Source organism: Pseudomonas sp. JAI120, assembly GCF_014207255.1.
GTDB lineage: Bacteria > Pseudomonadota > Gammaproteobacteria > Pseudomonadales > Pseudomonadaceae > Aquipseudomonas.
Genome location: NZ_JACHCZ010000003.1, coordinates 743,181 through 763,564 on the forward strand (window position 1 = coordinate 743,181; position 20,384 = coordinate 763,564).

The 20,384-nt window shown below is 60.4% G+C and carries 20 protein-coding genes; 4 read left to right on the forward strand and 16 right to left on the reverse strand.

Annotated features, from left to right (window positions below):
• The first annotated feature begins 81 nt into the window (after positions 1-81).
• The 4 genes from HDC32_RS20945 (at position 82) to HDC32_RS20960 (ending at position 4,100) form a co-directional block, all read left to right on the forward strand.
• Positions 82-246, forward strand: coding sequence for a DUF1328 domain-containing protein (locus HDC32_RS20945; RefSeq protein ID WP_003170804.1), 165 nt, complete (start codon positions 82-84; stop codon positions 244-246).
• Between the two features lie 2 nt (positions 247-248).
• Positions 249-716: an inhibitor of vertebrate lysozyme family protein gene (locus tag HDC32_RS20950; protein ID WP_131699566.1), complete on the forward strand. Its 468-nt coding sequence runs from the start codon at positions 249-251 to the stop codon at positions 714-716.
• A gap of 727 nt (positions 717-1,443) precedes the next feature.
• Positions 1,444-2,775 (forward strand): glutamate/aspartate:proton symporter GltP, encoded by a 1,332-nt coding sequence (gltP, locus tag HDC32_RS20955; RefSeq protein ID WP_131699565.1) that lies wholly within the window; start codon positions 1,444-1,446, stop codon positions 2,773-2,775.
• A gap of 95 nt (positions 2,776-2,870) precedes the next feature.
• Entirely contained in the window at positions 2,871-4,100 is a 1,230-nt protein-coding gene (locus HDC32_RS20960; protein WP_090401251.1) for a nucleoside recognition domain-containing protein, read from the forward strand.
• A 91-nt stretch (positions 4,101-4,191) separates the two neighbouring features.
• On the opposite strand, the gene lptE is transcribed toward HDC32_RS20960, so the two are convergent.
• From lptE to HDC32_RS21040, 16 genes are all read right to left on the reverse strand, one after another.
• Positions 4,192-4,803 carry an LPS assembly lipoprotein LptE gene (gene lptE, locus HDC32_RS20965; RefSeq protein ID WP_184745310.1) on the reverse strand — a complete coding sequence of 204 codons (612 nt, stop codon included), beginning with the start codon at positions 4,801-4,803 and terminating at the stop codon, positions 4,192-4,194.
• Positions 4,800-5,738 (reverse strand): MlaD family protein, encoded by a 939-nt coding sequence (locus HDC32_RS20970; RefSeq protein ID WP_027608016.1) that lies wholly within the window; start codon positions 5,736-5,738, stop codon positions 4,800-4,802. Before HDC32_RS20970 ends, lptE begins: the two co-directional genes overlap by 4 nt.
• A 1-nt stretch (position 5,739) precedes the next feature.
• Positions 5,740-6,543, reverse strand: a complete 804-nt coding sequence (locus tag HDC32_RS20975) for an ABC transporter ATP-binding protein (protein ID WP_131699563.1) — start codon at positions 6,541-6,543, stop codon at positions 5,740-5,742.
• Positions 6,540-7,688 (reverse strand): ABC transporter permease, encoded by a 1,149-nt coding sequence (locus HDC32_RS20980; RefSeq protein ID WP_131699562.1) that lies wholly within the window; start codon positions 7,686-7,688, stop codon positions 6,540-6,542. The genes HDC32_RS20975 and HDC32_RS20980 overlap by 4 nt, the downstream gene beginning before the upstream one ends.
• 54 nt (positions 7,689-7,742) lie before the next feature.
• Positions 7,743-8,774, reverse strand: coding sequence for a DUF5924 family protein (locus tag HDC32_RS20985; RefSeq protein WP_131699561.1), 1,032 nt, complete (start codon positions 8,772-8,774; stop codon positions 7,743-7,745).
• A gap of 72 nt (positions 8,775-8,846) precedes the next feature.
• Positions 8,847-10,229: a pitrilysin family protein gene (locus HDC32_RS20990; protein WP_184745312.1), complete on the reverse strand. Its 1,383-nt coding sequence runs from the start codon at positions 10,227-10,229 to the stop codon at positions 8,847-8,849.
• A 57-nt stretch (positions 10,230-10,286) separates the two neighbouring features.
• Positions 10,287-11,945 (reverse strand): Na/Pi cotransporter family protein, encoded by a 1,659-nt coding sequence (locus HDC32_RS20995; RefSeq protein ID WP_145338335.1) that lies wholly within the window; start codon positions 11,943-11,945, stop codon positions 10,287-10,289.
• Between the two features lie 212 nt (positions 11,946-12,157).
• The gene (locus tag HDC32_RS21000; RefSeq protein ID WP_131699558.1) at positions 12,158-12,925 is read right to left on the reverse strand and encodes a TerC family protein; all 768 of its coding nucleotides are present in this window, start codon (positions 12,923-12,925) and stop codon (positions 12,158-12,160) included.
• Positions 12,926-12,989: 64 nt separating this feature from the next.
• Complete coding sequence (locus tag HDC32_RS21005) at positions 12,990-14,297, reverse strand: CitMHS family transporter (protein WP_053127258.1); 1,308 nt, start codon at positions 14,295-14,297, stop codon at positions 12,990-12,992.
• 376 nt (positions 14,298-14,673) lie between these two features.
• A complete protein-coding gene (locus HDC32_RS21010) occupies positions 14,674-16,635 on the reverse strand; it encodes a DUF4105 domain-containing protein (protein WP_131699556.1) in 1,962 nt (653 codons plus the stop codon).
• Entirely contained in the window at positions 16,632-16,952 is a 321-nt protein-coding gene (locus HDC32_RS21015; RefSeq protein WP_131699555.1) for a DUF2388 domain-containing protein, read from the reverse strand. Before HDC32_RS21015 ends, HDC32_RS21010 begins: the two co-directional genes overlap by 4 nt.
• Positions 16,953-16,978: 26 nt before the next feature.
• Positions 16,979-17,287, reverse strand: a complete 309-nt coding sequence (locus tag HDC32_RS21020; protein ID WP_131699554.1) for a DUF2388 domain-containing protein — start codon at positions 17,285-17,287, stop codon at positions 16,979-16,981.
• Between the two features lie 103 nt (positions 17,288-17,390).
• Positions 17,391-17,711 carry a DUF2388 domain-containing protein gene (locus HDC32_RS21025; protein WP_184745314.1) on the reverse strand — a complete coding sequence of 107 codons (321 nt, stop codon included), beginning with the start codon at positions 17,709-17,711 and terminating at the stop codon, positions 17,391-17,393.
• A 135-nt stretch (positions 17,712-17,846) separates the two neighbouring features.
• Complete coding sequence (locus HDC32_RS21030; protein ID WP_184745315.1) at positions 17,847-18,032, reverse strand: DUF1127 domain-containing protein; 186 nt, start codon at positions 18,030-18,032, stop codon at positions 17,847-17,849.
• Positions 18,033-18,291: 259 nt separating this feature from the next.
• Positions 18,292-18,507 carry a DUF1127 domain-containing protein gene (locus tag HDC32_RS21035; RefSeq protein ID WP_003187413.1) on the reverse strand — a complete coding sequence of 72 codons (216 nt, stop codon included), beginning with the start codon at positions 18,505-18,507 and terminating at the stop codon, positions 18,292-18,294.
• A 318-nt stretch (positions 18,508-18,825) separates the two neighbouring features.
• The gene (locus HDC32_RS21040) at positions 18,826-20,319 is read right to left on the reverse strand and encodes an acetyl-CoA hydrolase/transferase family protein (RefSeq protein ID WP_145338333.1); all 1,494 of its coding nucleotides are present in this window, start codon (positions 20,317-20,319) and stop codon (positions 18,826-18,828) included.
• Positions 20,320-20,384 lie beyond the last annotated feature (65 nt).

Sequence of the window (20,384 nt, forward strand, 5' to 3'; positions counted from 1 at the left end):
CAACAAAGTCGGTCGCTTGATGTCGAGCGACCGTCCGGCACTACCGCTGTTACCTCTTAAAGAAGCATAAGGAGAATCACCATGTTGAGTTGGGCAATCACATTTCTGATCATCGCCATTGTGGCTGCAGTCCTGGGCTTCGGTGGTATCGCGGGCACCGCCACGGGTATCGCCAAGATTCTCTTTGTCGTCTTCCTGGTGATGTTCATTGCTTCGTTCTTCTTTGGTCGTCGCGGCCGAGGCTGAATATGACCACTTTGTCCCTCAAAGCTATTGCTGCCGCCTTGCTCTTGGGCGGCAGTGGCTTGGCGATGGCCGCCAATGATGGCCAATCCCGGGCCAACGAATTGCTCAGTGCGGATCCGCAGTACCGCGAGACCTGGCAAGACGTAGTGAAGAAAGAAGAGCGCCTGCCGGAATGGGTGTTGAACTTGTCCGGCACGGCCGAGCAAATGAATGCCGTGGAAGAAGATGGCGACAAGTATCTTGTGGGGCCGCTCTGCGAAACCGCGGACACATGCCTTAATAAGCGGCTGATCGTCGCCTTCAGCCTCGACAAGGAAGATGCCTACGCCATGTTGGTGGAAGTCCCGGCGGGTTTGCCGGCTGATAAGTCCCCGACGCGGCACGCCGATTACCGTTTTATCGGTAAGCCGGACGAAGGCATGCAGAAGCTGCTGATGGAGCAACTGAAGAAAGATCCGAATTGGTACTAGGTTGCGTCTGACGCGTCTGTCGTCTGCGCAATCAGCGTCCATAGAAAGAAGCCCCCCGCTTCTTTCTGTTTGCATCGCCCGCCAAGGGCGATGCATGACCAGGGGGCCGGGTTGTTCTGATCAATTGGGATCGGCGTGACCTACGGGCACAGGGAGTGCCTGCGCAAGGGCCGGGTCAGGCGAAAAGCTGCGACGCAGGTTCACAAGCCCACGGCTTGCTGAACTTGCGGCGGGCTTGTGACCCTCATTCCCGCCTCATATGCCGCCCATAGCCGCAAATCTTGGTTCTGTTTTTTACCAACCATTACTTGATGTGTCGGGGCGACCATCTATCGAGAAAGTTTTGCTCGCGCTATAGGACGTTTCCGACGTTCGACGGCAGACTTCTCGGGCATTTCTGCCAACCTCGTCATGACGTGCAGAATCTCTGCGCGAGCCTGAACTGGCCGGTTCACGGCATATTCACTGGACAAAATGTCACATTTGAACTGACCGTTCGGACAGTTATTATGAAAAAAAGTCATGCCGATTCGGCATAGGGTAGGCGTTTACGGCATTAGACGTCGTCCCCTTGCATGGGAATAGTTGCGCCTTTTTTCGCCTGCCAGTAAGCCATTTCGGCCACGCTGCGGTGACCTTTCATGGAGGCAGATGCACACACTTTTTCGCTCTCGAGCGTTGCAGCTGGCGCATTTGCCTTAAGTTCACTTGAAGTAAGGGTAATGACATGAAGAAGGCAAAGCTAAGCCTCGCCTGGCAGATCCTCATCGGTTTGGTGCTGGGGATTGCAATCGGTGCAGTGCTCAACCATTTCAGTGCTGAAAAGGCCTGGTGGATCAGCAATGTGCTGCAGCCTGCGGGCGATATCTTTATCCGCCTGATCAAGATGATCGTGATCCCGATTGTGATTTCCTCACTGATCGTCGGCATTGCCGGTGTCGGTGACGCGAAAAAACTCGGGCGCATCGGCGTCAAAACCATCCTTTACTTTGAAGTGGTCACCACCATCGCCATCGTGGTCGGGCTGCTGCTGGCCAACCTGTTCCACCCAGGTGCAGGCATCGACATGAGTACCTTGGGTACCGTCGATATTTCCAAGTACCAGGCGACCGCCGCCGAGGTGCAGCATGAGCATGCGTTCATCCAGACCATCCTCAACCTGATCCCATCGAACATCTTCGCCGCAGTCGCCCGTGGCGAGATGCTGCCGATCATCTTCTTCTCGGTGCTGTTCGGCCTGGGCTTGTCGAGCCTCAAGCCTGAACTGCGCGAGCCGTTGGTGACCATGTTCCAGGGCGTGTCCGAGAGCATGTTCAAAGTCACCCACATGATCATGAAGTACGCCCCCATTGGTGTATTCGCGCTGATCGCGGTGACTGTCGCCAACTTCGGCTTCGCTTCGTTGCTGCCACTGGCCAAGCTGGTGATCCTGGTTTACGTCGCCATCCTGTTCTTCGCCTTTGTGATCCTGGGGCTGATCGCGCGCCTGTTTGGCTTCTCGGTGATCAAGCTGATGCGCATCTTCAAGGACGAGTTGGTGCTGGCCTACTCCACTGCCAGTTCCGAAACCGTGCTGCCGCGCGTGATCGAGAAGATGGAAGCCTACGGCGCGCCGAAGGCCATCTGCAGCTTCGTGGTACCGACCGGCTACTCGTTCAACCTTGACGGTTCGACCCTGTACCAGAGCATCGCGGCGATCTTTATCGCCCAGCTTTACGGCATCGACCTGTCCATCGGCCAGCAACTGATGCTGGTATTGACCCTGATGGTCACCTCCAAAGGCATCGCCGGTGTGCCGGGCGTGTCCTTTGTGGTGCTGCTGGCCACCCTGGGCAGCGTCGGCATCCCGCTGGAAGGCTTGGCGTTCATCGCCGGTGTCGACCGCATCATGGACATGGCCCGTACCGCACTGAACGTGATCGGTAACGCCCTGGCCGTGCTGGTCATCTCCCGTTGGGAAGGCATGTACGACGACGCCAAGGGCGAGCGCTACTGGAACTCCCTGCCGCACTGGCGCACCAAGCAGGCGCTGCCGGTCGGTGAGGTCAGCCGCGGCTGATAACCCGCTGAACAAAACAAACCCCGGGAAATCCGGGGTTTGTCGTTTCTGTCAGCCCCGCTATCATTCGCCCCATCTTTCGGGGGATTCAACTGATGCTCAATGGCCTGTGGCTTGGCTTCTTTGTCGTGGCAATGGTGTCAGCACTGGCGCAATGGCTGGTGGGCGGTAACGCCGGGATTTTTGCGGCGATGGTCGAAAGCATTTTCGCCATGGCCAAATTGTCGGTGGAAGTGATGGTGCTGTTGTTCGGCACCCTGACGTTATGGCTGGGCTTTTTGCGTATCGCCGAAAAAGCCGGGATTGTCGAATGGCTGGCCAAGGCCCTTGGCCCGCTGTTCCTGCGCTTGATGCCGGAAGTGCCAGCCGGTCACCCGGCCATTGGCCTGATCACCCTCAACTTTGCCGCCAACGGCTTGGGCCTGGATAACGCAGCAACACCTATCGGCCTGAAGGCCATGAAGGCGCTGCAAGAGCTCAATCCCATCCCTAACACGGCGACTAACGCGCAGATCCTGTTTCTGGTGCTCAATGCATCCTCCCTGACCCTGTTGCCGGTGACGATCTTCATGTATCGCGCCCAGCAAGGTGCGCCAGATCCGACACTGGTATTCCTGCCGATCCTGCTGGCCACCAGTGCATCCACATTGGTCGGCCTGCTGTCGGTAGCGGTGATGCAGCGACTGCGGCTGTGGGACCCGGTGGTGCTGGCCTATCTGATTCCAGGCGCGTTGGTACTGGGTGGGTTCATGGCCCTGCTGGCGACCCTCTCAGCCACCGCATTGGCCGGGCTGTCGTCGATCCTCGGCAACCTGACGTTGTTCGGCCTGATCATGCTGTTCCTGCTGATCGGCGCGTTGCGCAAGGTGAAGGTGTACGAGGCGTTTGTCGAAGGGGCCAAAGAAGGCTTCGATGTCGCCAAGAACCTGTTGCCCTATCTGGTGGCGATGCTGTGTGCGGTGGGCGTGTTACGGGCCTCCGGCGCGCTGGATCTGGGCCTCGAAGGTATTCGCCATGTGGTGGCCTGGACGGGCATGGACACACGCTTTGTCGACGCCTTGCCGACCGCGATGGTCAAGCCATTCTCCGGCAGCGCGGCGCGGGCGATGTTGATCGAGACCATGCAGACCCAGGGGGTGGACAGCTTCCCGGCGTTGGTGGCGGCGACAATTCAGGGCAGTACGGAAACCACCTTTTATGTGTTGGCGGTGTACTTCGGTTCGGTGGGCATCCAGCGGGCGCGGCATGCCGTAGGGTGCGCGTTGCTGGCTGAGTTTGCCGGTGTGGTGGCGGCGATTGCGGTGTGCTACTGGTTCTTTGGCTGAGTCTTAAATAGCTATCGGGAGCAAGCCCCCTCCCACATTTGAATGTGTTCGCAGATCAACCTGTGGGAGGGGCTTGCCCCCGACGAGGCCCTCAGCGTTTCACCGCCCCGTTGCCCTGCTGAACAACCCACTCCATCACCTGCCTGTTCAACTGATCTCCCGCCAACCCAAACCCGGCCACCACGGCCGGCACTTTGGTGTCGGTCACCGCCTGGTGCACTTCAAACCGCCGGCTGGCAATAATCCGCTGATCACTCCCACGCACCAGGCGTGCGTCGAGGCGGATCACCACCTCCACCGCACTCCCCCGGTACTCACTCTGAAACGCCTGCAACTGCCCGCCCAACTCATAGTCGGCCTGCAGGTTGGTGTCGTCGGTGCTCAACAGCGTCACTCGCCCATCGCGTTGGAACCCGTCCATCAAGCGATTACGCAAGAGCACGGGCGCCGGGTCGCTCCAGCGTGAGTTCGCATAGCTGCTGATCAAATCGCCATTGGGCACCACGGCGATGCGCGGGCTGTCGAGGAACTCACTGGTCTGCGGCTTTGCCAGGCGCAGCGACCAACTGACCGGCGCTCCCTGGTTGGCGGCCTGGGCCGAGGGCAGTCGGTAGACGTCCGACGGATCCGCCTTGGGCAGGATCGAACACGCGCTGATCAGCGCCAAGGCCACAGGGGCGATCATTTGGTAAGCACGCTTCATGGCGTGAACTCCTTGTTCTTGTCGCTGCCCAGCAGGTAACCGCTGGGGTTGGCTTCCAGGCGGCGAGAGATGGCGCGCAGTGAACCGAGGGTTTCGCGCAGTTCGCGCACGGCCGGCGCCAGTTCGTTGAGACCCTGCATGCCGCTGTTCACCGAGTCCTTGTTGTTGGTCAGCAAGGTGTTGATGGTGGCGGTGCTTTGTTCAAGGGATTTCATGGCCTGTTCGGCGCTGCCGAACACCTGTTTGCCTTGATCGCTGAGCAGGCCGTTGGCGTTGCGCATCAGCGCGGTAGTCTGCTCCAGGGCGGCCCCGGCCTGTTTGCTCACCTGCATCAATTGCTGCATCACTACCTTGATATCTCCACGCTGATCGGCAATCGCGCCGGTGGTTTGTTCCAGATGGTCCAAGGTGTTGCTGAGGCGCTCGACATTCTGCGCAGAGAACATGTCGTTGGCGTTGTGCAGCAGCAGGTTGATGCTGGTCATCAGGTCGTTGCTGTTATTCAGCAACCGCGCGATAGGCGATGGTGAGGCGATGATCTCCGGCAGGTTGCCGTCCTTGCCCTTGAGCTCCGGGCTTTGCGGCGTGCCGCCGCTGAGTTGGATGATCGAGGTGCCGGTGATGCCGGTCAGTGCGAGTTTGGCCTGGGTGTCTTCCTTGATCGGTGTCTGGCCGGCCAGGCGAATGCGCGCGAGTACGCGGCGCGGGTCCTTGGGGTCCAGGCGCAGGCTGATGACGTCGCCCACCTTGATCCCGCTGTATTGCACTGAGCTGCCCTGGGACAGGCCGCTGACCGCTTCGTTGAAGATCACTTCGTAATCCTGAAAGGCGCTGTCGACGCTGGATTTGGCCAGCCACAGGCCAAACAGCATCGCGCCGACCACCACGATCACGCTGAACAGACCGATCATCACATGATGGGCTCGGGTTTCCATGTCATACCTCGTTGAGCGGTTGAGCGGCATCCAATGCCGCGCGGCCTCGGGGGCCGTGGAAGTATTCGTGAATCCAGGCGTCGTTCGTTTCCGAGACGATATCGATGGCATCGGCCACCAGCACCTTCTTCTGCGCCAGCACCGCCACGCGGTCGGTGATGGTGTAGAGCGTGTCCAGGTCATGGGTGACCAGGAACACGCTCAGGCCCAACGCATCGCGCAGGGTGAGGATCAGTTGATCGAATTGCGCCGCGCCGATCGGGTCGAGGCCGGCGGTGGGCTCGTCGAGAAACAGGATGTCCGGGTCCAGCGCCAACGCCCGCGCCAGGGCAGCGCGCTTGATCATGCCGCCGGACAGCGACGCGGGGTATTTATCGGCCGCCGACAGCGGCAGCCCGGCCAAGGCCAGCTTGACCGCAGCCAAGTGCTCGGCATCTCGGCGGCTGAGCCCGGCATGTTCGATCAGCGGCAGCGCCACGTTTTCGGTCACCGTCAGCGAGGAAAACAGCGCGCCCTTCTGGAACAGTACGCCAAAGCGCCGTTCCACCAGCGAGCGTTCATGTTCCGGCAAGCTCGGCAGGTTCTTACCGAACACCCGCACTTCGCCTTCACTGGGCCGGCGCAGGCCGACGATGCTGCGCAACAGCACCGACTTGCCGCTGCCTGAGCCGCCGACCACCGCAAGGATCTCGCCCTTGTACAAATCCAGGTCGAGATTCTCGTGCACGCTCTGGCTGCCAAAGCGATTGCACAGGCCACGCACTTCAATCACCGCCTCGGTGGGCGCACGGTGTAGACGACTCACCAGCCCATCTCCATGAAGAACAACGCGGCAACCGCATCCAGCACGATCACCACAAAGATCGATTGCACCACGCTGGAGGTGGTGTGGGCGCCGACCGATTCGGCGCTGCCGCTGACCTTGAAGCCTTCCAGGCAGCCGATGGCGGCGATCAGAAAGGCGAAGAACGGGGCTTTTACCATGCCGACCAGGAAGTGCTGTACGCCAATGTCCGATTGCAGCAGCGAGAGGAACATCGCTGGCGAGATGTCCAGAGCCACGGCGCACACCACGCCGCCGCCGACGATCCCCGCCAGCATTGCCATAAATGTCAGCATCGGCAGTGCAACCAGCAACGCCAGCACGCGCGGCAACACCAGCAACTCCATCGGGTCCAGGCCCAAGGTGCGGACGGCGTCGATTTCTTCATTGGCCTTCATTGAGCCGATTTGCGCGGTAAAGGCGCTGGCGGTGCGACCGGCAATCAGGATGGCGGTGAGCAATACGCCGAACTCCCGCAGGAAAGAGAACGCCACCAGGTCCACGGTAAAAATAGTCGCGCCGAAGCTCTTGAGCACTGTAGCGCCGAGGAACGCCACCACGGCGCCCACCAGAAAGGTCAGCAACGCGACGATAGGCGCGGCGTCGAGGCCGACCTGCTCAAGATGGGCGACCATCGGCGTCAGGCGCCAGCGCTTGGGCCGGAAAATACCCCGGGCGAAGGTTTCGAGGATCAGGCCGATAAAGCCCAGCAGTTGCTTGCTGTCTTGCCAGACCTTGTCTACGGCGCCGCCGATACGCGCCAGCACCTGAATGCCGGTGGCTTCTTCCGGCGCTTTGTCCGGCACGCAAAAATCGTTGAGGGAGCGGTAGACGGTCTTGAGCAGCGCGCGGTCGGCGGCGGACAGGTTGCAGTCGGTCTGTTCGGCGGATTGCTCGATACGGGTGGGCCCCAGCAGCTCCACCAGCAGCGAGGCACCCGCGGTATCCAGGGCGCCAAGGCCATTGAGGTCGATGCGCGCGCCGGCGTCGTATTGGCCGTCGAGCTTGTCCGACAGCTTCTTCAGGTTTGCGTAGTGGGCAAGCGTCCAGTCCCCTGTAATCCGCAGTAACGGGGGAGCGGTGGACGTATCGAGGTGGGCTGCGCCGGCCGTGGTACTACTGGTCATAAGCTCCGAGCTTGTCTGGCTATCCACAATTCCTACGTAATAGCACGATCCTGCCTACTTTGGGTTGTCGGTTTGTGCTGTGTCCGTCACTTTAAAACGCAGCACGCCGATCACCTGACCGTCCTCCGTCAACACCTGGACTTGCCAGCGCCCTACCGCTTCGGGCGGGAAGTTCTGCTTGTGGGTCCAGGCGCGGTAGCCCTCCTTGCGTCCGCCGTGGATGTCCAGGGCGATGCGGTCGACCTCTTTGCCGTTGAATTTCCACACGTGGTAGATGCGCTCATCCAGGCCGCGCGGCGCGTTGATCGCGGTGTAGGCGTAGAGCCCGGTGCCGCGCAGTTGGCTGGCGTTGACTTCCTTGAGGTCGTCGCCGGGCGTGCGGTCCTGCAATTGGGTACTGATCGCCACTTCGGTCATCCACAACGTGGCCGGCGGCACCCAACTGCGCAGGAACCAACCCGCACAGCCAATGGCGGCCGTCACTCCGAGCAACATCGCCCAGCCTTTGAGGCTGCGCAGCGGCAGGCTGACCGCCAGGCTTGGAATCGACAAGGCCATGGCCACGCCGAGGGCGAGTTTGTAACTTTCGGCGGTGGTCAGGTGCAAAATGATCGGCAGCGCAGTAAGCAGTGCGGCGAACAAGGTCAGGGTGTGCAGCGCGAGGAACAACGAGCGCTTGGGCGCCAGCCACTTGTAGTACAGCGGGTCGACGATCGACACCAAAGCGGCCGCGCCGAGCAGGCCGGTGAACACGGATTGGCCGCTGTTCCAGGCCGTGGTGACGAAAAAGAACGGCAATACGAAGAACAGACTCTCCTGATGGATCATCTGGGTCGCGTAGCGCAGCAGGGGTTCGGGGATTTCGCGCTTGAAGACCTTGGTGAACAGCTGGGTAAAGCTGTTTTCCAACATCAGCCACAGCCAGCTCACCAGCATGATCACCGCGATCCAACTGGCCATGCCCTGCTGGCGATCCACCAGGATGAAGCTGCACACACCCGAGACAAAACCGCCGAGTGCAATCACCCCTGGGTAGCGCTTCATCAGTTCGAGGATGCGGGTGATTAAGCGGGTCAGGTTTTGCATTCGGCGGTTCGCAGTCTTTGTAGGAAAAAATCCCAGACAGAATAACGTCTTAGGCCAGGGTTCGGTGCCTCATTACGCGATCCGTTTGCGATAACGGCGCACGCCGATCAACACAATGGCAGTCAGCCCGAGGACGCCGGCGCCGATCCAGTTGAGCATGTCGTAACTCAGCAGCGGCTTTTCGATGCGCCAGTAACCTGGTTGCTTGAGCAACTCGCGCATGGCCTGGCTGGTCTGCTCCAGGTTCACGGCCTTGATGCGTTTGACCGGGTCGCTGAAGTGGCCGTTGTCATAATCGCCCGAGGCGCTCCAATAATAGTCGGCCAGCGCGCTGTTGCCCTGCACGGCCCAGGCCTGGCGGGCGATGGCGGCCTGTTTGAGGCGCGCGAATACCGTCGGGTCAAGGCCATCCTTGAGCAGTTGAGTCTTGAGATCCTGTAGCACCTGCTCGGCCTCGGGGAGGTTGTCCCGCTCGAGGTCGGCATTCAGGCTGAGGAAGCCAACGCCACCGAGCACTTCGCGCTCGCTCCAGGGGCCGTAGGACAACCCATGCTTGAGGCGCAGTTGGCGGTACAGCGCCCAGTCCAGGTAATCCTTGAGCAGGTCGTAGGTTTCATCATGCTGGTCGTCCAGCACCGGCTCGGGGAACAGCCAGTGCAGTTTGGCACTGTCACCCACCCAGCCGTGGATCAGGTCGCGGTGGCTGGCGGCGGCGTGCTGGATTTGCGGCAGCGCCGGGTGCTCGCTGGGTTCGACCGGGTCCAGTCGGCCGTAGGTGCGTTCCAGATAGGCGGGCAGCAGTTTGTCGAGGTCACCGACGATGATCAAGGTCATGTTGTTGGGGGCGTACCAATTTTTGCGCAGCGTCTGCAGTTGATCGCGGGTCAGGTGATCGACCTGGGCGCGTTCGGCGCATTTGAGCCCCAGCTCAACCGCCAACTGATTGCTGGCGGTGTGGCCCAGGTCCTGGCGGTCGAGCAGGCGTTGCAGGTGGGAGTAATGACCGCCGTCTTCGCGCTCGACCACCTGCTTGGCCGCGTTGATATTGGCGTCGGTCAACTCGGTGCGGGTGATGATCGCCAGCAGCAGGTCCAGCACCTTGCGCTGGTTTTGTGCTGGCGCCTCGATCACAAAAGTGGTGTCGGCGTTGCTGGTGTAGGCGTTCCACTCACCGCCCAGGGCTTGCATGCGGTCTTCCAGCTCGCCTTCGCCGCCACCGTCGATGCCGCTGAACAGCAAGTGTTCGAGCAGGTGCGGCAGTTCCTTGTCTTCGCAGCTGAAATCGTCCAGGCCCACGCCGACCACCAGGCGAATCGCCACATGGCCACGCTCGGTGCCCGGTTTAAGCAACAATTGCAGGCCGTTGGGCAAGGTGTAACCCTCGACCTGCAGGCGGTCAAAGGCGAAGACGTGGGCAGAACCCATGAGCAGGCAAGCGAACAACAGGCGACGCATAACAAGCTTCCTGGCGAGTGAGGTCAGCTTTAACTGACTTCACGGGCCATCGTACGTTCAGGGCGAATGTGTGATGTCGGCAATATCTTCGGCGGAGAGTGCGCCGGTGTCGGACGTTTCCAAGACTACATAAGCACTGCTGCAAAACAACGAGTTCAAGCGCTTCATGTCGGCAATCAGCTCCAAGTGCAGGGAGCTGGTCTCCAGGCTCTGCACGATCTTGCGTTGCAGGCGGCTGACGTGAGCGTGGGCCAGGCGGCGCTCCTGGGCGCGGAAGCGGCGCTTTTCACGCAGCAGTTGGCGGGCGCTTTCCGGGTCGGCACTGAGGAATACCGACAGCCCCAGGCGCAGGTTGGCGATCAACTGGCTGTGCAGGCCGGTGAGTTCTTCCAGGCCCACTTCGGAGAATTGGCGACGCTGCGAGGTTTTCTGCTGCTGGACTTTACGCAGCATGCGTTCGATCAGGTCACCGGCCAGTTTCAGGTTGATCGACAGCTCGATGATTTCCGCCCAGCGCCGACTGTCTTGCTCGCTGAGGTCTTCGCGGGGCATCTGCGCCAGGTAGAGCTTGATCGCGCTGTAGAGTGCCTCGACGTCATCGCTGAGGCTGCGTATTTCCTGGGTGATGGCAGTCTGTTTGCCGCGCAGTACTTCCTGCATGGCGGTGAGCATGTTGTCGATCAGGTCGCCCAGGCGCAGGGTTTCGCGCGCGGCATTGGCCAGCGCCAGGCTCGGCGTGGCCAGGGCTGTGGGGTCCAGGTGGCGCGGTTTGGCCTTGCCGTTGACCTCGTCCCGCTCCGGCAGCAACCCGGCGCACAGCTTGGCCATCGGACCGATGGTGGGCAGCAGGATCAGGCAGCGGCTGACGTTGTAGAGCAGGTGGAAGGTGATGACCATGCCTTGTGCGCTGTAGTCCAGGCCGTCCATCCACAGCACCAGCGGGTCGAGCACCGGGATAATCAGCAGCAGGCCGATCAGTTTGTACAGCAAGCTGCCCAACGCGACCTGGCGACCGGCAGCGTTCTGCATGCTGGTGCTGAGGAAGGCCAGCACGCCGCTGCCGATGTTCGCCCCGATCACCAGGCCGATGGCCACGTGCAAGCCGATCACCCCGGCGCCGGCCAGGGTGGCGGTCAGTAGGACGGCGGCGAGGCTGGAGTAGGAAATCATCGCGAACAACGCGCCGATCAGTGCATCGAGCAAAATATCGCCGGTCAGTGAGGCGAACAGCACCTTCACACCCTGGGCATGGGTAATCGGCCCGGCGGCTTCGACGATCAATTGCAGCGCGAGGATGATCAGCCCGAGGCCTATTCCGACCCGACCCAACTGCCCTGCCCGCGTCTGTTTGCGCGACAGGAAGAAAATCACCCCGAGAAAGATCAGCAACGGCGACAGCCAGGACAGGTCGAACGTCAGCACCCGTGCCATCAGTGCGGTACCGACGTCGGCCCCGAGCATGGTCGCCAGGGCGGGCACCAACCCCATCAGGCCTTGGCCGACAAAGGACGTCACCAGCATCGCCGTGGCGTTGCTGCTTTGCACCATGGCGGTCACCAGGATACCGGCGACAAATGCCAGCCAGCGCTTGGACATGTTCTGCCCGATGACTTGACGCAGGTTGGAGCCGTAGACTCGCAAGATGCCGGTACGGACGATGTGCGTGCCCCAGATAAGCAGGGTCACGGCGGAAAGCAGATTGAGCAAGGTCAGCATGCTCGGCCCCCCGTGTGGGTGTGCGCCATTTGGCGCAAATGAGAATTGCCGCGTGCCGTTCTACGTCTTGTAGTTAAGCTGTAGTTGGCGAATGGGCTCGGCGCCAGCATCGCATAGCTAAAGTTGGGATTGAAACAAAACTGTCATGAAATCAGCTTTTTATGGATGAAAAAAAGGGGCTTATAAAAGCCCCTTTTTTGTCTGGCTCGGGTTTATTGACCCGGAATGTCCTTGCGCAGTTTCACAGGATCCTGCTGTTTCTTCTTTTTCGCGATCGCGGTACGCATCTTGATATTGACCGCTTCCACCGCCAGCGAGAACGCCATAGCGAAGTAGACGTAGCCTTTTGGCACGTGCACGTCGAAGGATTCGGCGATCAGCACGGTACCCACCACCAGCAGGAATGACAGCGCCAGCATCTTCAGCGACGGGTGCTTGTCGATGAAGTCGCTGATGGTGCCGGCAGCCAGCATCATCACCAATACCGCAACGATGATCGCGGCAACCATGACGGGTACATGGGAGACCATGCCCACGGCGGTGATCACCGAGTCCAGGGAGAACACGATGTCGATGATCGCGATCTGGATGATGGTGTAGATGAACTTGCCACCGGCGCCCTTGGGTTCGTCGTGGGTTTCGTCTTCACCTTCCAGGGCGTGGTACATCTCCTGGGAGCTTTTCCACAGCAGGAACAGGCCACCGAAGAACAGGATCAGGTCGCGACCCGAAATACCCTCGCCGAAGACCACGAACAGGTCGTCGGTCAAGCGCATGACCCAGGTGATCGACAACAGCAGCAGAATACGCGTGACCATGGCCAGGGCCAGGCCGAAGATCCGGGTGCGTGCCTGCATATGCTTGGGCATGCGGCTGACCAGGATCGAAATCATGATGATGTTATCGATGCCCAGGACGATCTCGAGGGCCGTCAGGGTGAAGAAGGCAATCCAGATTTCCGGATTGGTCAGCCATTCCATGTGTATTCCTTTGAGCAAGTGTTAAACCGTGCCAGCAGTGGGGCCGGCGCAGTGGGTTGTACGATTATAGAGTGCTGAACAGCGGAAAAATCCCCATCAGCAATGCGGCGAACATTATGCACAGGCATACCAGTACTGCCCACTTCAGGGTGAAGCGCTGGTGATCGCCAAACTCGATACCGGCCAAGGCCACCAGCAGGTAGGTCGACGGTACCAGGGGGCTGAGCAAGTGCACGGGCTGGCCAACGATGGAAGCGCGGGCCATTTCCACGGCGGTGATGCCGTAGTGGCTGGCGGCTTCAGCCAGTACCGGCAGTACGCCGTAGTAGAACGCATCGTTGGACATGAAGAAAGTGAACGGCATGCTCACCAGCGCGGTGATCACCGCCAGGTAAGGGCCCATGGCTTCCGGAATCACGGCCAGCAGGCTCTTGGACATGGCATCGACCATGCCGGTGCCCGACAGGATGCCGGTGAAGATCCCAGCGGCGAAGATCAGTCCCACCACGGCCAATACGCTGCCGGCGTGGGCGGCGACGCGGTCTTTCTGCTGTTGCAGGCACGGGTAGTTGACGATCATCGCGATACTGAACGCCACCATGAACAGCACCGGCAGCGGCAACAGGCCGGCGATCAGGGTGCACATCAGAGCCAGGGTCAGGGCGCCGTTGAACCAGATCAGCTTCGGACGGCGGGCATCCGGGTATTGCGACACGCTGATCTCGCTGTGGTCGATCTCGTCGACTTGCAGGTGCAGTTCACCCAGGCGCGCACGTTCGCGCTTGCCGTACATGTAGGCAATCACCAGGATCGCGACTACACCGGCGGCCATTGCCGGGATCATCGGTACGAAAATATCCGAGGGGTCCACGTGCAGCGCACTGGCGGCACGGGCGGTCGGGCCACCCCAAGGCGTCATGTTCATCACGCCACCGGCGAGGATGATCAGGCCGGCCATGATCCGCGGGCTCATGCCGATGCGCTGGTACAGCGGCAGCATGGCGGCCACGCAGATCATGTAAGTGGTGGCGCCATCACCGTCGAGGGACACCACCAGGGCCAGCACGGCGGTGCCGACCGATACCTTCAGCGGGTCGCCCTTGACCATCTTGAGGATCTTGCGCACGGCCGGGTCGAACAGGCCGGAGTCGATCATCAGGGCAAAGTAGAGGATGGCGAACATCAGCATCACGCCGGTCGGCGCGAGCTTGGTGATGCCTTCGAGCATCATCGGGCCGATCTTCGGTGCGAAACCGCCGAACAGCGCGAACAGGATAGGCACGATGATCAGGGCGATCAGCGCGGACAGGCGCTTGGTCATGATCAGGAACATGAACGTGATGACCATGGCAAAGCCAAGGAAAGTCAGCATAGGAATACTCCAGGCGTAGCGCGGCTAGGGAATGGCGAACCGGGGTGGGGTCAGCGCAGAACGAAGGGCACGAGGCTTACGGGTGGAGTTGGGGCGAACAGGCGGGTACGGGCGGACATCGGGGATCACCATTGTTGTTGTGTACAGCCGGTCTGTTGCCGGCAGTTGGGGGCGATCCTAGACGCGTAAGCTTTCAGCCAGCTTTCGTTGGCAAAACAGTTGGTGGTGGGAAGATGCACGGTCTTCAGACGTACACATTTCAAATGTGGTGGGGCTTGCTCCCGATAGCGGCGTGTCAGTCAGCTTATTTGCTGCGGAGACACCGTAATCCGGGGCAAGCCCCCTCCCACATTGGAATGTGTTTATCTCAGGTACTTCAGGGCAGCTCGAGGCCGCCCGCTGCTTTGTGCAGTTTGCGCAGGTGTTCACCCACCTGCTTGAGGTTGGCTTCACACGCGGCAATCTCGGCGGCGCGGGACGGGTCCAGCAGCGCCCTCACCTCTTTATCCAGCTCACCGGTGAGTGATTGCAACTGCTTCTGGCGCTCGGCGCTTTCCGACTCCAGGCGCTTTGCTTCCGACGGTTGCGGCAGGCCATAGCCACCGCTGCCGAGCAGTTCCGCCGGGCGGCTGAGGAAGCCACTGTTGGCGAGGATCTGCTGCAGTGTGGCGTTGGCTTTCTCCATGCCGCCGTTCTTCAGTTCACGGGCGCCGAGGTAGCGTTGCTTGACTTCGTCCTGGGCCAGCATGAGCTGTTTGCGAAAGCTCGCCTGTTCCAGCAGCAGCAGTGCGGCGCTGGTGCGCAGGTCAGCCTGGTCGAACCACTGGCGCCGCTCTTCGGCGCTGAGTGACAGCCAGTCTTCAACCTGGGTCTGCTTGATCGGCAGGTGTTTGCGCAGAACGTCGAACATGGCCTGGTAGCGTTCGCGGAAGGAGTCGAAGTGATACCCCAGACGCATGGCCTCGCGTTTGTCGTTGAGTACGCTGGTATCCGCCAGGCCACGGGCTTGCAGCACTTCCAGCAGGCCATTAGGCGTGATGTTGTCCAGGCCGGTCAGCTGCGGGTTGGCGCTGCCGCTGCGCAGAAGCTTCAGGCTTTCGACCGCGCAGTTGTTGGAAAGGAAATAATAGTTGCCGTCATAGCTCCAGTGCATTTCAGCAGCGTGCTCGACGGTGTCGTTGATCTCTTGGCGTGACAGTTTCAGGGGCACGGACGCCAGGCCGCGCAGTTCGGTCTTGGTGTATTCGTCGATCACCTGAGCCAATGGCAACACGAACAGCCGTGACGGGTACTTGCCCACCAGGCCATCCCAACTGGACAACTGCACGTCACCGACGAACGCCCGATAGGACAGCACCAGGTGCTGGTCCAAATCGAGCCGGCAGTCCGGCCCACGGGGGCGGCCCGGCGCGCAGATCACCAGGCGCAACATGCTGTGGCCCCAGCGGCTGACCAGGTTCTGGTTGGCTTCGGCCAGCAGGTAGTCGATTTCGTAGACCCGCTCCGGGTCGACGTGGCCCAACGGTGTCTTGGCGAAATCATTGCCGGCGTTGAGGAACGCGTAGGTCTTGGCGCAGGTGTCTTGTTCCGGTGGGGCCCAGCCGAAGTGTTCCTTGTAATAGCGGAACAGCGCGGGGCGTCGGCAGGCATAGCTTGGGTCGAGGAGGAAGTACTCCATATTGACCGCTACGAACTCCAGCGGGCTGGTGGTTTCGTAGATGTCCGGGCTGCGCGCGACCTGACGGTTATGTTGTTCGCGTTCACCGCGACGGCCGACATATTGCGGCCAGCCCGCCAGGTCCAGCAGGCGCGGGTCATCGCTGAGGGTGAAGCGCCGGTCATTCTGGCCACGGCATTGATCGGGCAGGCCGATCAGGCCGGTGATGTTGTTCTGGCGGCTGCAACGCTGTATCAGCGCGCGCTCGTCTTTGGACCACAGGCGTGCGCGGTCATAGATGTGGGTCAATTCATGCAGCACGGTGGCGAGCATTTCCCGGCGCACGGTGCCGTGGGGACGATTGGTTTTCTGGGTGGCGGCGCTGCCGTCGGTCAGGCTGGCCAGGAGGTTGCGGTTGAGGTCCAGTTCGGACACCAGGGAGGCCTGGCCGTAAGCGTTTTGGGGCATCTTGTCGGTCCAGCCGACATCAATGCGACGGTCCAACTGCTCGATAAAGCGCGGCGGCAATGCGCGCATCGCCTCATCAAGCAATGCCTGGCTGGCCTGCTGTTCGGCCGGGCTCAAGCCTTCTGGCTTGAGCCGCAGTTGTAGGCTGGCCTGGGCTGCGCTGGCACATAGCAGCACAGTCCCGGCCAGGAGCCAGGCGACAAGGCGCCTCACAGAGCGAGAATAGCTTCGGCGAGGGTCTGGTCACTGGCGTCGCGCGCTTCCGGCAGGCGGGTGCGCAGGGTGTCGAAGGCCGCTTCCAACTGTGCGCCACGAATCTCGCCGTTGGTGGCGACGAAACTGGCCGCGTCATCGTGGGCTTCGCGCACGACTTTGGAGTCGCGGATGGAGGTGGTGGTGTCCGAGGTGAAATCAATGGTGCGGCCAGAGGCGCGAACAATGATGTTACTGGTGGCCACCAGGGTTTGTGCCTGGGCAACGTCGGCCAACAACAGCAGGCCAAGGGTGGCGGCGATCAGCGGGCTACGCATGGAATGACTCCGAAATACAAAGATGATTATTGGACGAGAATTGCTTGCGCCAGTTCAAGGTCGCTGGCGTTAAGTTTTGGTTGGGTGCGGCGCAGATAATCCAGCGCGGACTCCAGCCGTGCACCCCGCCATTGGCCGTCAGTGGCGATAAATGCAGCGGCATCATCCTGGGCAGCCACGACCACTTTCCGGTCGAAAGGCGCGGAAGTCACCTTGCTGGTGGCATACGCACTCGCGACGGTACCTTGGATGGTCAGGTCAAAGGCCGAAGCCAATGGCGACCAACTGGCACACAACAACACAGGGACTATTAGCAGACGGTATGAAAAAGCCATGGGACTCGACAACTGAAAGCGAGCGCCAAGGCTAGCGTAATGCCCGGGAGAGAGCCAGTGCGGCGGCATCAGGGAGCGACGGGCGCTCCCTTTGTCAGCTCCCTCAAATAGCCAGGATGGCTTGGGCCAGTTGTGCGTCAGTCGCGGTGTTCAGTTGCGGTGCTTGTTGGCGGATCTGGGCCAAGGCGCTTTCCAGCTTCACACCACGAATGGCACCTTCGCTGGCGACGAAGCTGGCTGCGTCGTCACGGGCGGCGCGCACGACTTTGTTATCCCGCAGGGACGAAGTGGCATCGGAGGTGGCGTCGGAAGTAGCCTTCAATGCGCCGACGATGGAGTCGGTGGTCACGATGAAGCTGGTCGCGCTGGCGTTGGTGGCCAGGGCCAACAGGGCTGCAGCACTCAGCAGGCGAATAAGGGGCATGGGGTGACTCCTGTAGGTGAACGAATAAGGTGGCGCAGGGCAGCCATTGGGGATCAGACGCCTGTTCTAACGGTTCGCCACGTTGTGGCTGGATATTAAGCCGCTGTTTATCCGTTCGGAAAGCTTATTGACTGCCTAGTCTCGCCAGAACGGCTTTGACAGCTCGGCCATTCGGTCTCCCGGGCTGATGCCGACATCGGAGAGTTCTCGCAGATCAAGCTGCGCCAGTTGGCGTCGTTCGTAGGCGTGGCGTACCCATTTGGCCAGCGTGGAAACGGTCCTGTGTAACAGCCCTTTATAGAGAGAGGGTTGGGTGTCCATGGTGAGCGCCTTTCGTGAGGTCCTGGAACACCATGGTGGGCGAGTTGCTTTGACCGTTACAGATACACCAAAGCTTAATTGTACTGCATAACTGTTGTATTTTTTAAACTGTACCTGTCCGGACCAATGGCTTCTGTTTGGCCTTGAAAAAGGCAGGTTCGGAAACAACAAAGCCCGCCTCCGGTTTCCCGGGGCGGGCTTTGTTTTGACAAATCAGTGCTGGCAGTGGACCCGGTGGGTCAGGGCCAGCGGGCGCCAATTAGCGCCAGAACGGCTTGCTCAGCTCTTCGTAGCGTTGAGCTTCGCTGATACCGGCGTCAGCCAGCAGACGCGAATCCAGACGAGCCAGTTGATGGCGGCTGGAGATGCGGCGCTGCCACAGCATCAGGTTGGCGAGAACGCGCAAAGGCAGGGAAGCCTGGGTGTTTACAGCTTTTTCTTCGAAGAACAGTTCGGAACTGAGTGTACGTTCCATGATGACATCCTTCCGCTTGTGGCGGGATTAGGTAGTGGTTTAACTGATGCCAATGATCCTCTTCCGGCGCAAGACTCTCTAGATACAGTTCACCTGTATTGTGAGGGGCCAGTTAACTGTTTAAAGGTGCTGTACTGTACGGAAATGGGGCAACTGTACCTGTCTGCACTTAAATAGTGCGAAATAGGCATTTTACAATGCTGGTGTGGGAATTTTCGGTAGGAAAAGACCGGTACAGCAGTACAGTTTTTTCAAGAAGCGAGGGTTATGCAATCGAGCTGACGAAACTGTGTTTGCATCAGCTCGAATCTGTACCAATCAAGCCTTGAGCATATGCCCGGTTTCTTCCAGGTTAATGTGCCAACTCAGTGCTTCGCGCAGGATGTGTGGGGTGTGTCCGCCGATGGCGCAGGCAGCATTGAAGTAATTGTTCAGCGCATCGCGGTACGCCGGGTGCACACAGTTGTCGATGATCACCCGGGCTCGCTCCCGCGGCGCCAGGCCACGCAAGTCGGCGAGGCCTACTTCGGTGACCAGGATGTCGACGTCATGCTCAGTGTGGTCCACATGGCTGACCATCGGCACCACGCTGGAAATCGCGCCGCCCTTGGCAATCGACTTGGTGACGAAGATCGCCAGGTGCGCGTTGCGCGCGAAGTCGCCGGAACCGCCAATACCGTTCATCATCCGCGTGCCGCAGATGTGGGTGGAGTTGACGTTGCCGTAGATGTCGAATTCCAGCGCGGTGTTGATGCCGATAATGCCCAGGCGACGCACCACTTCAGGGTGATTGGAGATTTCCTGCGGGCGCAGCACCAGCTTGTCTTTGTAGTGCTCCAGGTTGCCGAACACGTCGGCATTGCGCCGCTCCGACAAGGTGATCGAGCTGCCCGAGGCGAAGCTCAGCTTGCCGGCGTCGATCAGGTCGAACGTCGAGTCCTGCAACACTTCCGAATACATGGTCAGGTCTTCGAACGGCGAATCGATCAGGCCGCACATCACTGCGTTGGCAATGTTGCCGATCCCGGCCTGCAGCGGGCCGAGCTTGTTGGTCATGCGCCCGGCGTCCACTTCCTGCTTGAGGAAGTTGATCAGGTGGTTGGCGATGCCCTGGGTGTCGCTGTCGGGTGGCGTCACGGTGGAGGCTGAGTCGGCCTGATTGGTGATCACGATGGCGACGATCTTCTCCGGCGGGATCGGGATCGCAGTGCTGCCGATACGGTCGTCGACCTTTACCAGCGGGATCGGCGTCCGGGTTGGCCGGTACGTCGGGATATAGATGTCGTGCAGCCCTTCCAGGTTCGGGTTGTGCGCCAGGTTGATCTCGACGATCACTTGCTTGGCGAAAATCGCGAAACTGGCCGAGTTGCCCACGGACGTGGTGGGCACGATGTGCCCTTGTTCAGTGATCGCGACCGCTTCAATCACCGCGATGTCTGGCAGCTTGAGCTGGTTGTTGCGCAGTTGCTCGACGGTTTCCGACAGGTGCTGATCGATAAACATCACTTCGCCGGCGTTGATTGCCTTGCGCAAGGTGCTATCGACCTGGAACGGCATGCGTCGGGACAGCACGCCGGCTTCGGTCAGTTGCTTGTCCAGGTCGTTACCCAGGCTGGCACCGGTCATCAGGGTGATTTTCAGCGGGGACGTCTTGGCGCGCTCGGCCAGGGCGTGGGGGACGGCCTTGGCTTCACCGGCTCGGGTGAAGCCGCTCATGCCGACGGTCATGCCGTCCTCGATCAGTGCGGCGGCGTCTGCCGCGCTCATGACCTTGTTCAACAACGAAGGCAAGCGGATACGATCACGGTACATGAATTGTTATCTCAGGCTACGGAAGCAAGGTGGGCAGTGTAGTGATTTCAAAAAATTTCGGCCCG

What these genes read in the sequence shown, in the direction of transcription:
- HDC32_RS20945 (WP_003170804.1), top strand. Translation starts at nt 82, where the DNA reads ATGTTGAGTTGGGCAATCACATTTCTGATCATCGCCATTGTGGCTGCA.
- HDC32_RS20950 (WP_131699566.1), top strand. Translation starts at nt 249, where the DNA reads ATGACCACTTTGTCCCTCAAAGCTATTGCTGCCGCCTTGCTCTTGGGC.
- gltP (WP_131699565.1), top strand. Translation starts at nt 1,444, where the DNA reads ATGAAGAAGGCAAAGCTAAGCCTCGCCTGGCAGATCCTCATCGGTTTG.
- HDC32_RS20960 (WP_090401251.1), top strand. Translation starts at nt 2,871, where the DNA reads ATGCTCAATGGCCTGTGGCTTGGCTTCTTTGTCGTGGCAATGGTGTCA.
- lptE (WP_184745310.1), bottom strand. Translation starts at nt 4,803, where the DNA reads ATGAAGCGTGCTTACCAAATGATCGCCCCTGTGGCCTTGGCGCTGATC.
- HDC32_RS20970 (WP_027608016.1), bottom strand. Translation starts at nt 5,738, where the DNA reads ATGGAAACCCGAGCCCATCATGTGATGATCGGTCTGTTCAGCGTGATC.
- HDC32_RS20980 (WP_131699562.1), bottom strand. Translation starts at nt 7,688, where the DNA reads ATGACCAGTAGTACCACGGCCGGCGCAGCCCACCTCGATACGTCCACC.
- HDC32_RS20985 (WP_131699561.1), bottom strand. Translation starts at nt 8,774, where the DNA reads ATGCAAAACCTGACCCGCTTAATCACCCGCATCCTCGAACTGATGAAG.
- HDC32_RS20990 (WP_184745312.1), bottom strand. Translation starts at nt 10,229, where the DNA reads ATGCGTCGCCTGTTGTTCGCTTGCCTGCTCATGGGTTCTGCCCACGTC.
- HDC32_RS20995 (WP_145338335.1), bottom strand. Translation starts at nt 11,945, where the DNA reads ATGCTGACCTTGCTCAATCTGCTTTCCGCCGTGACCCTGCTTATCTGG.
- HDC32_RS21000 (WP_131699558.1), bottom strand. Translation starts at nt 12,925, where the DNA reads ATGGAATGGCTGACCAATCCGGAAATCTGGATTGCCTTCTTCACCCTG.
- HDC32_RS21005 (WP_053127258.1), bottom strand. Translation starts at nt 14,297, where the DNA reads ATGCTGACTTTCCTTGGCTTTGCCATGGTCATCACGTTCATGTTCCTG.
- HDC32_RS21015 (WP_131699555.1), bottom strand. Translation starts at nt 16,952, where the DNA reads ATGCGTAGCCCGCTGATCGCCGCCACCCTTGGCCTGCTGTTGTTGGCC.
- HDC32_RS21020 (WP_131699554.1), bottom strand. Translation starts at nt 17,287, where the DNA reads ATGGCTTTTTCATACCGTCTGCTAATAGTCCCTGTGTTGTTGTGTGCC.
- HDC32_RS21025 (WP_184745314.1), bottom strand. Translation starts at nt 17,711, where the DNA reads ATGCCCCTTATTCGCCTGCTGAGTGCTGCAGCCCTGTTGGCCCTGGCC.
- HDC32_RS21030 (WP_184745315.1), bottom strand. Translation starts at nt 18,032, where the DNA reads ATGGACACCCAACCCTCTCTCTATAAAGGGCTGTTACACAGGACCGTT.
- HDC32_RS21035 (WP_003187413.1), bottom strand. Translation starts at nt 18,507, where the DNA reads ATGGAACGTACACTCAGTTCCGAACTGTTCTTCGAAGAAAAAGCTGTA.
- HDC32_RS21040 (WP_145338333.1), bottom strand. Translation starts at nt 20,319, where the DNA reads ATGTACCGTGATCGTATCCGCTTGCCTTCGTTGTTGAACAAGGTCATG.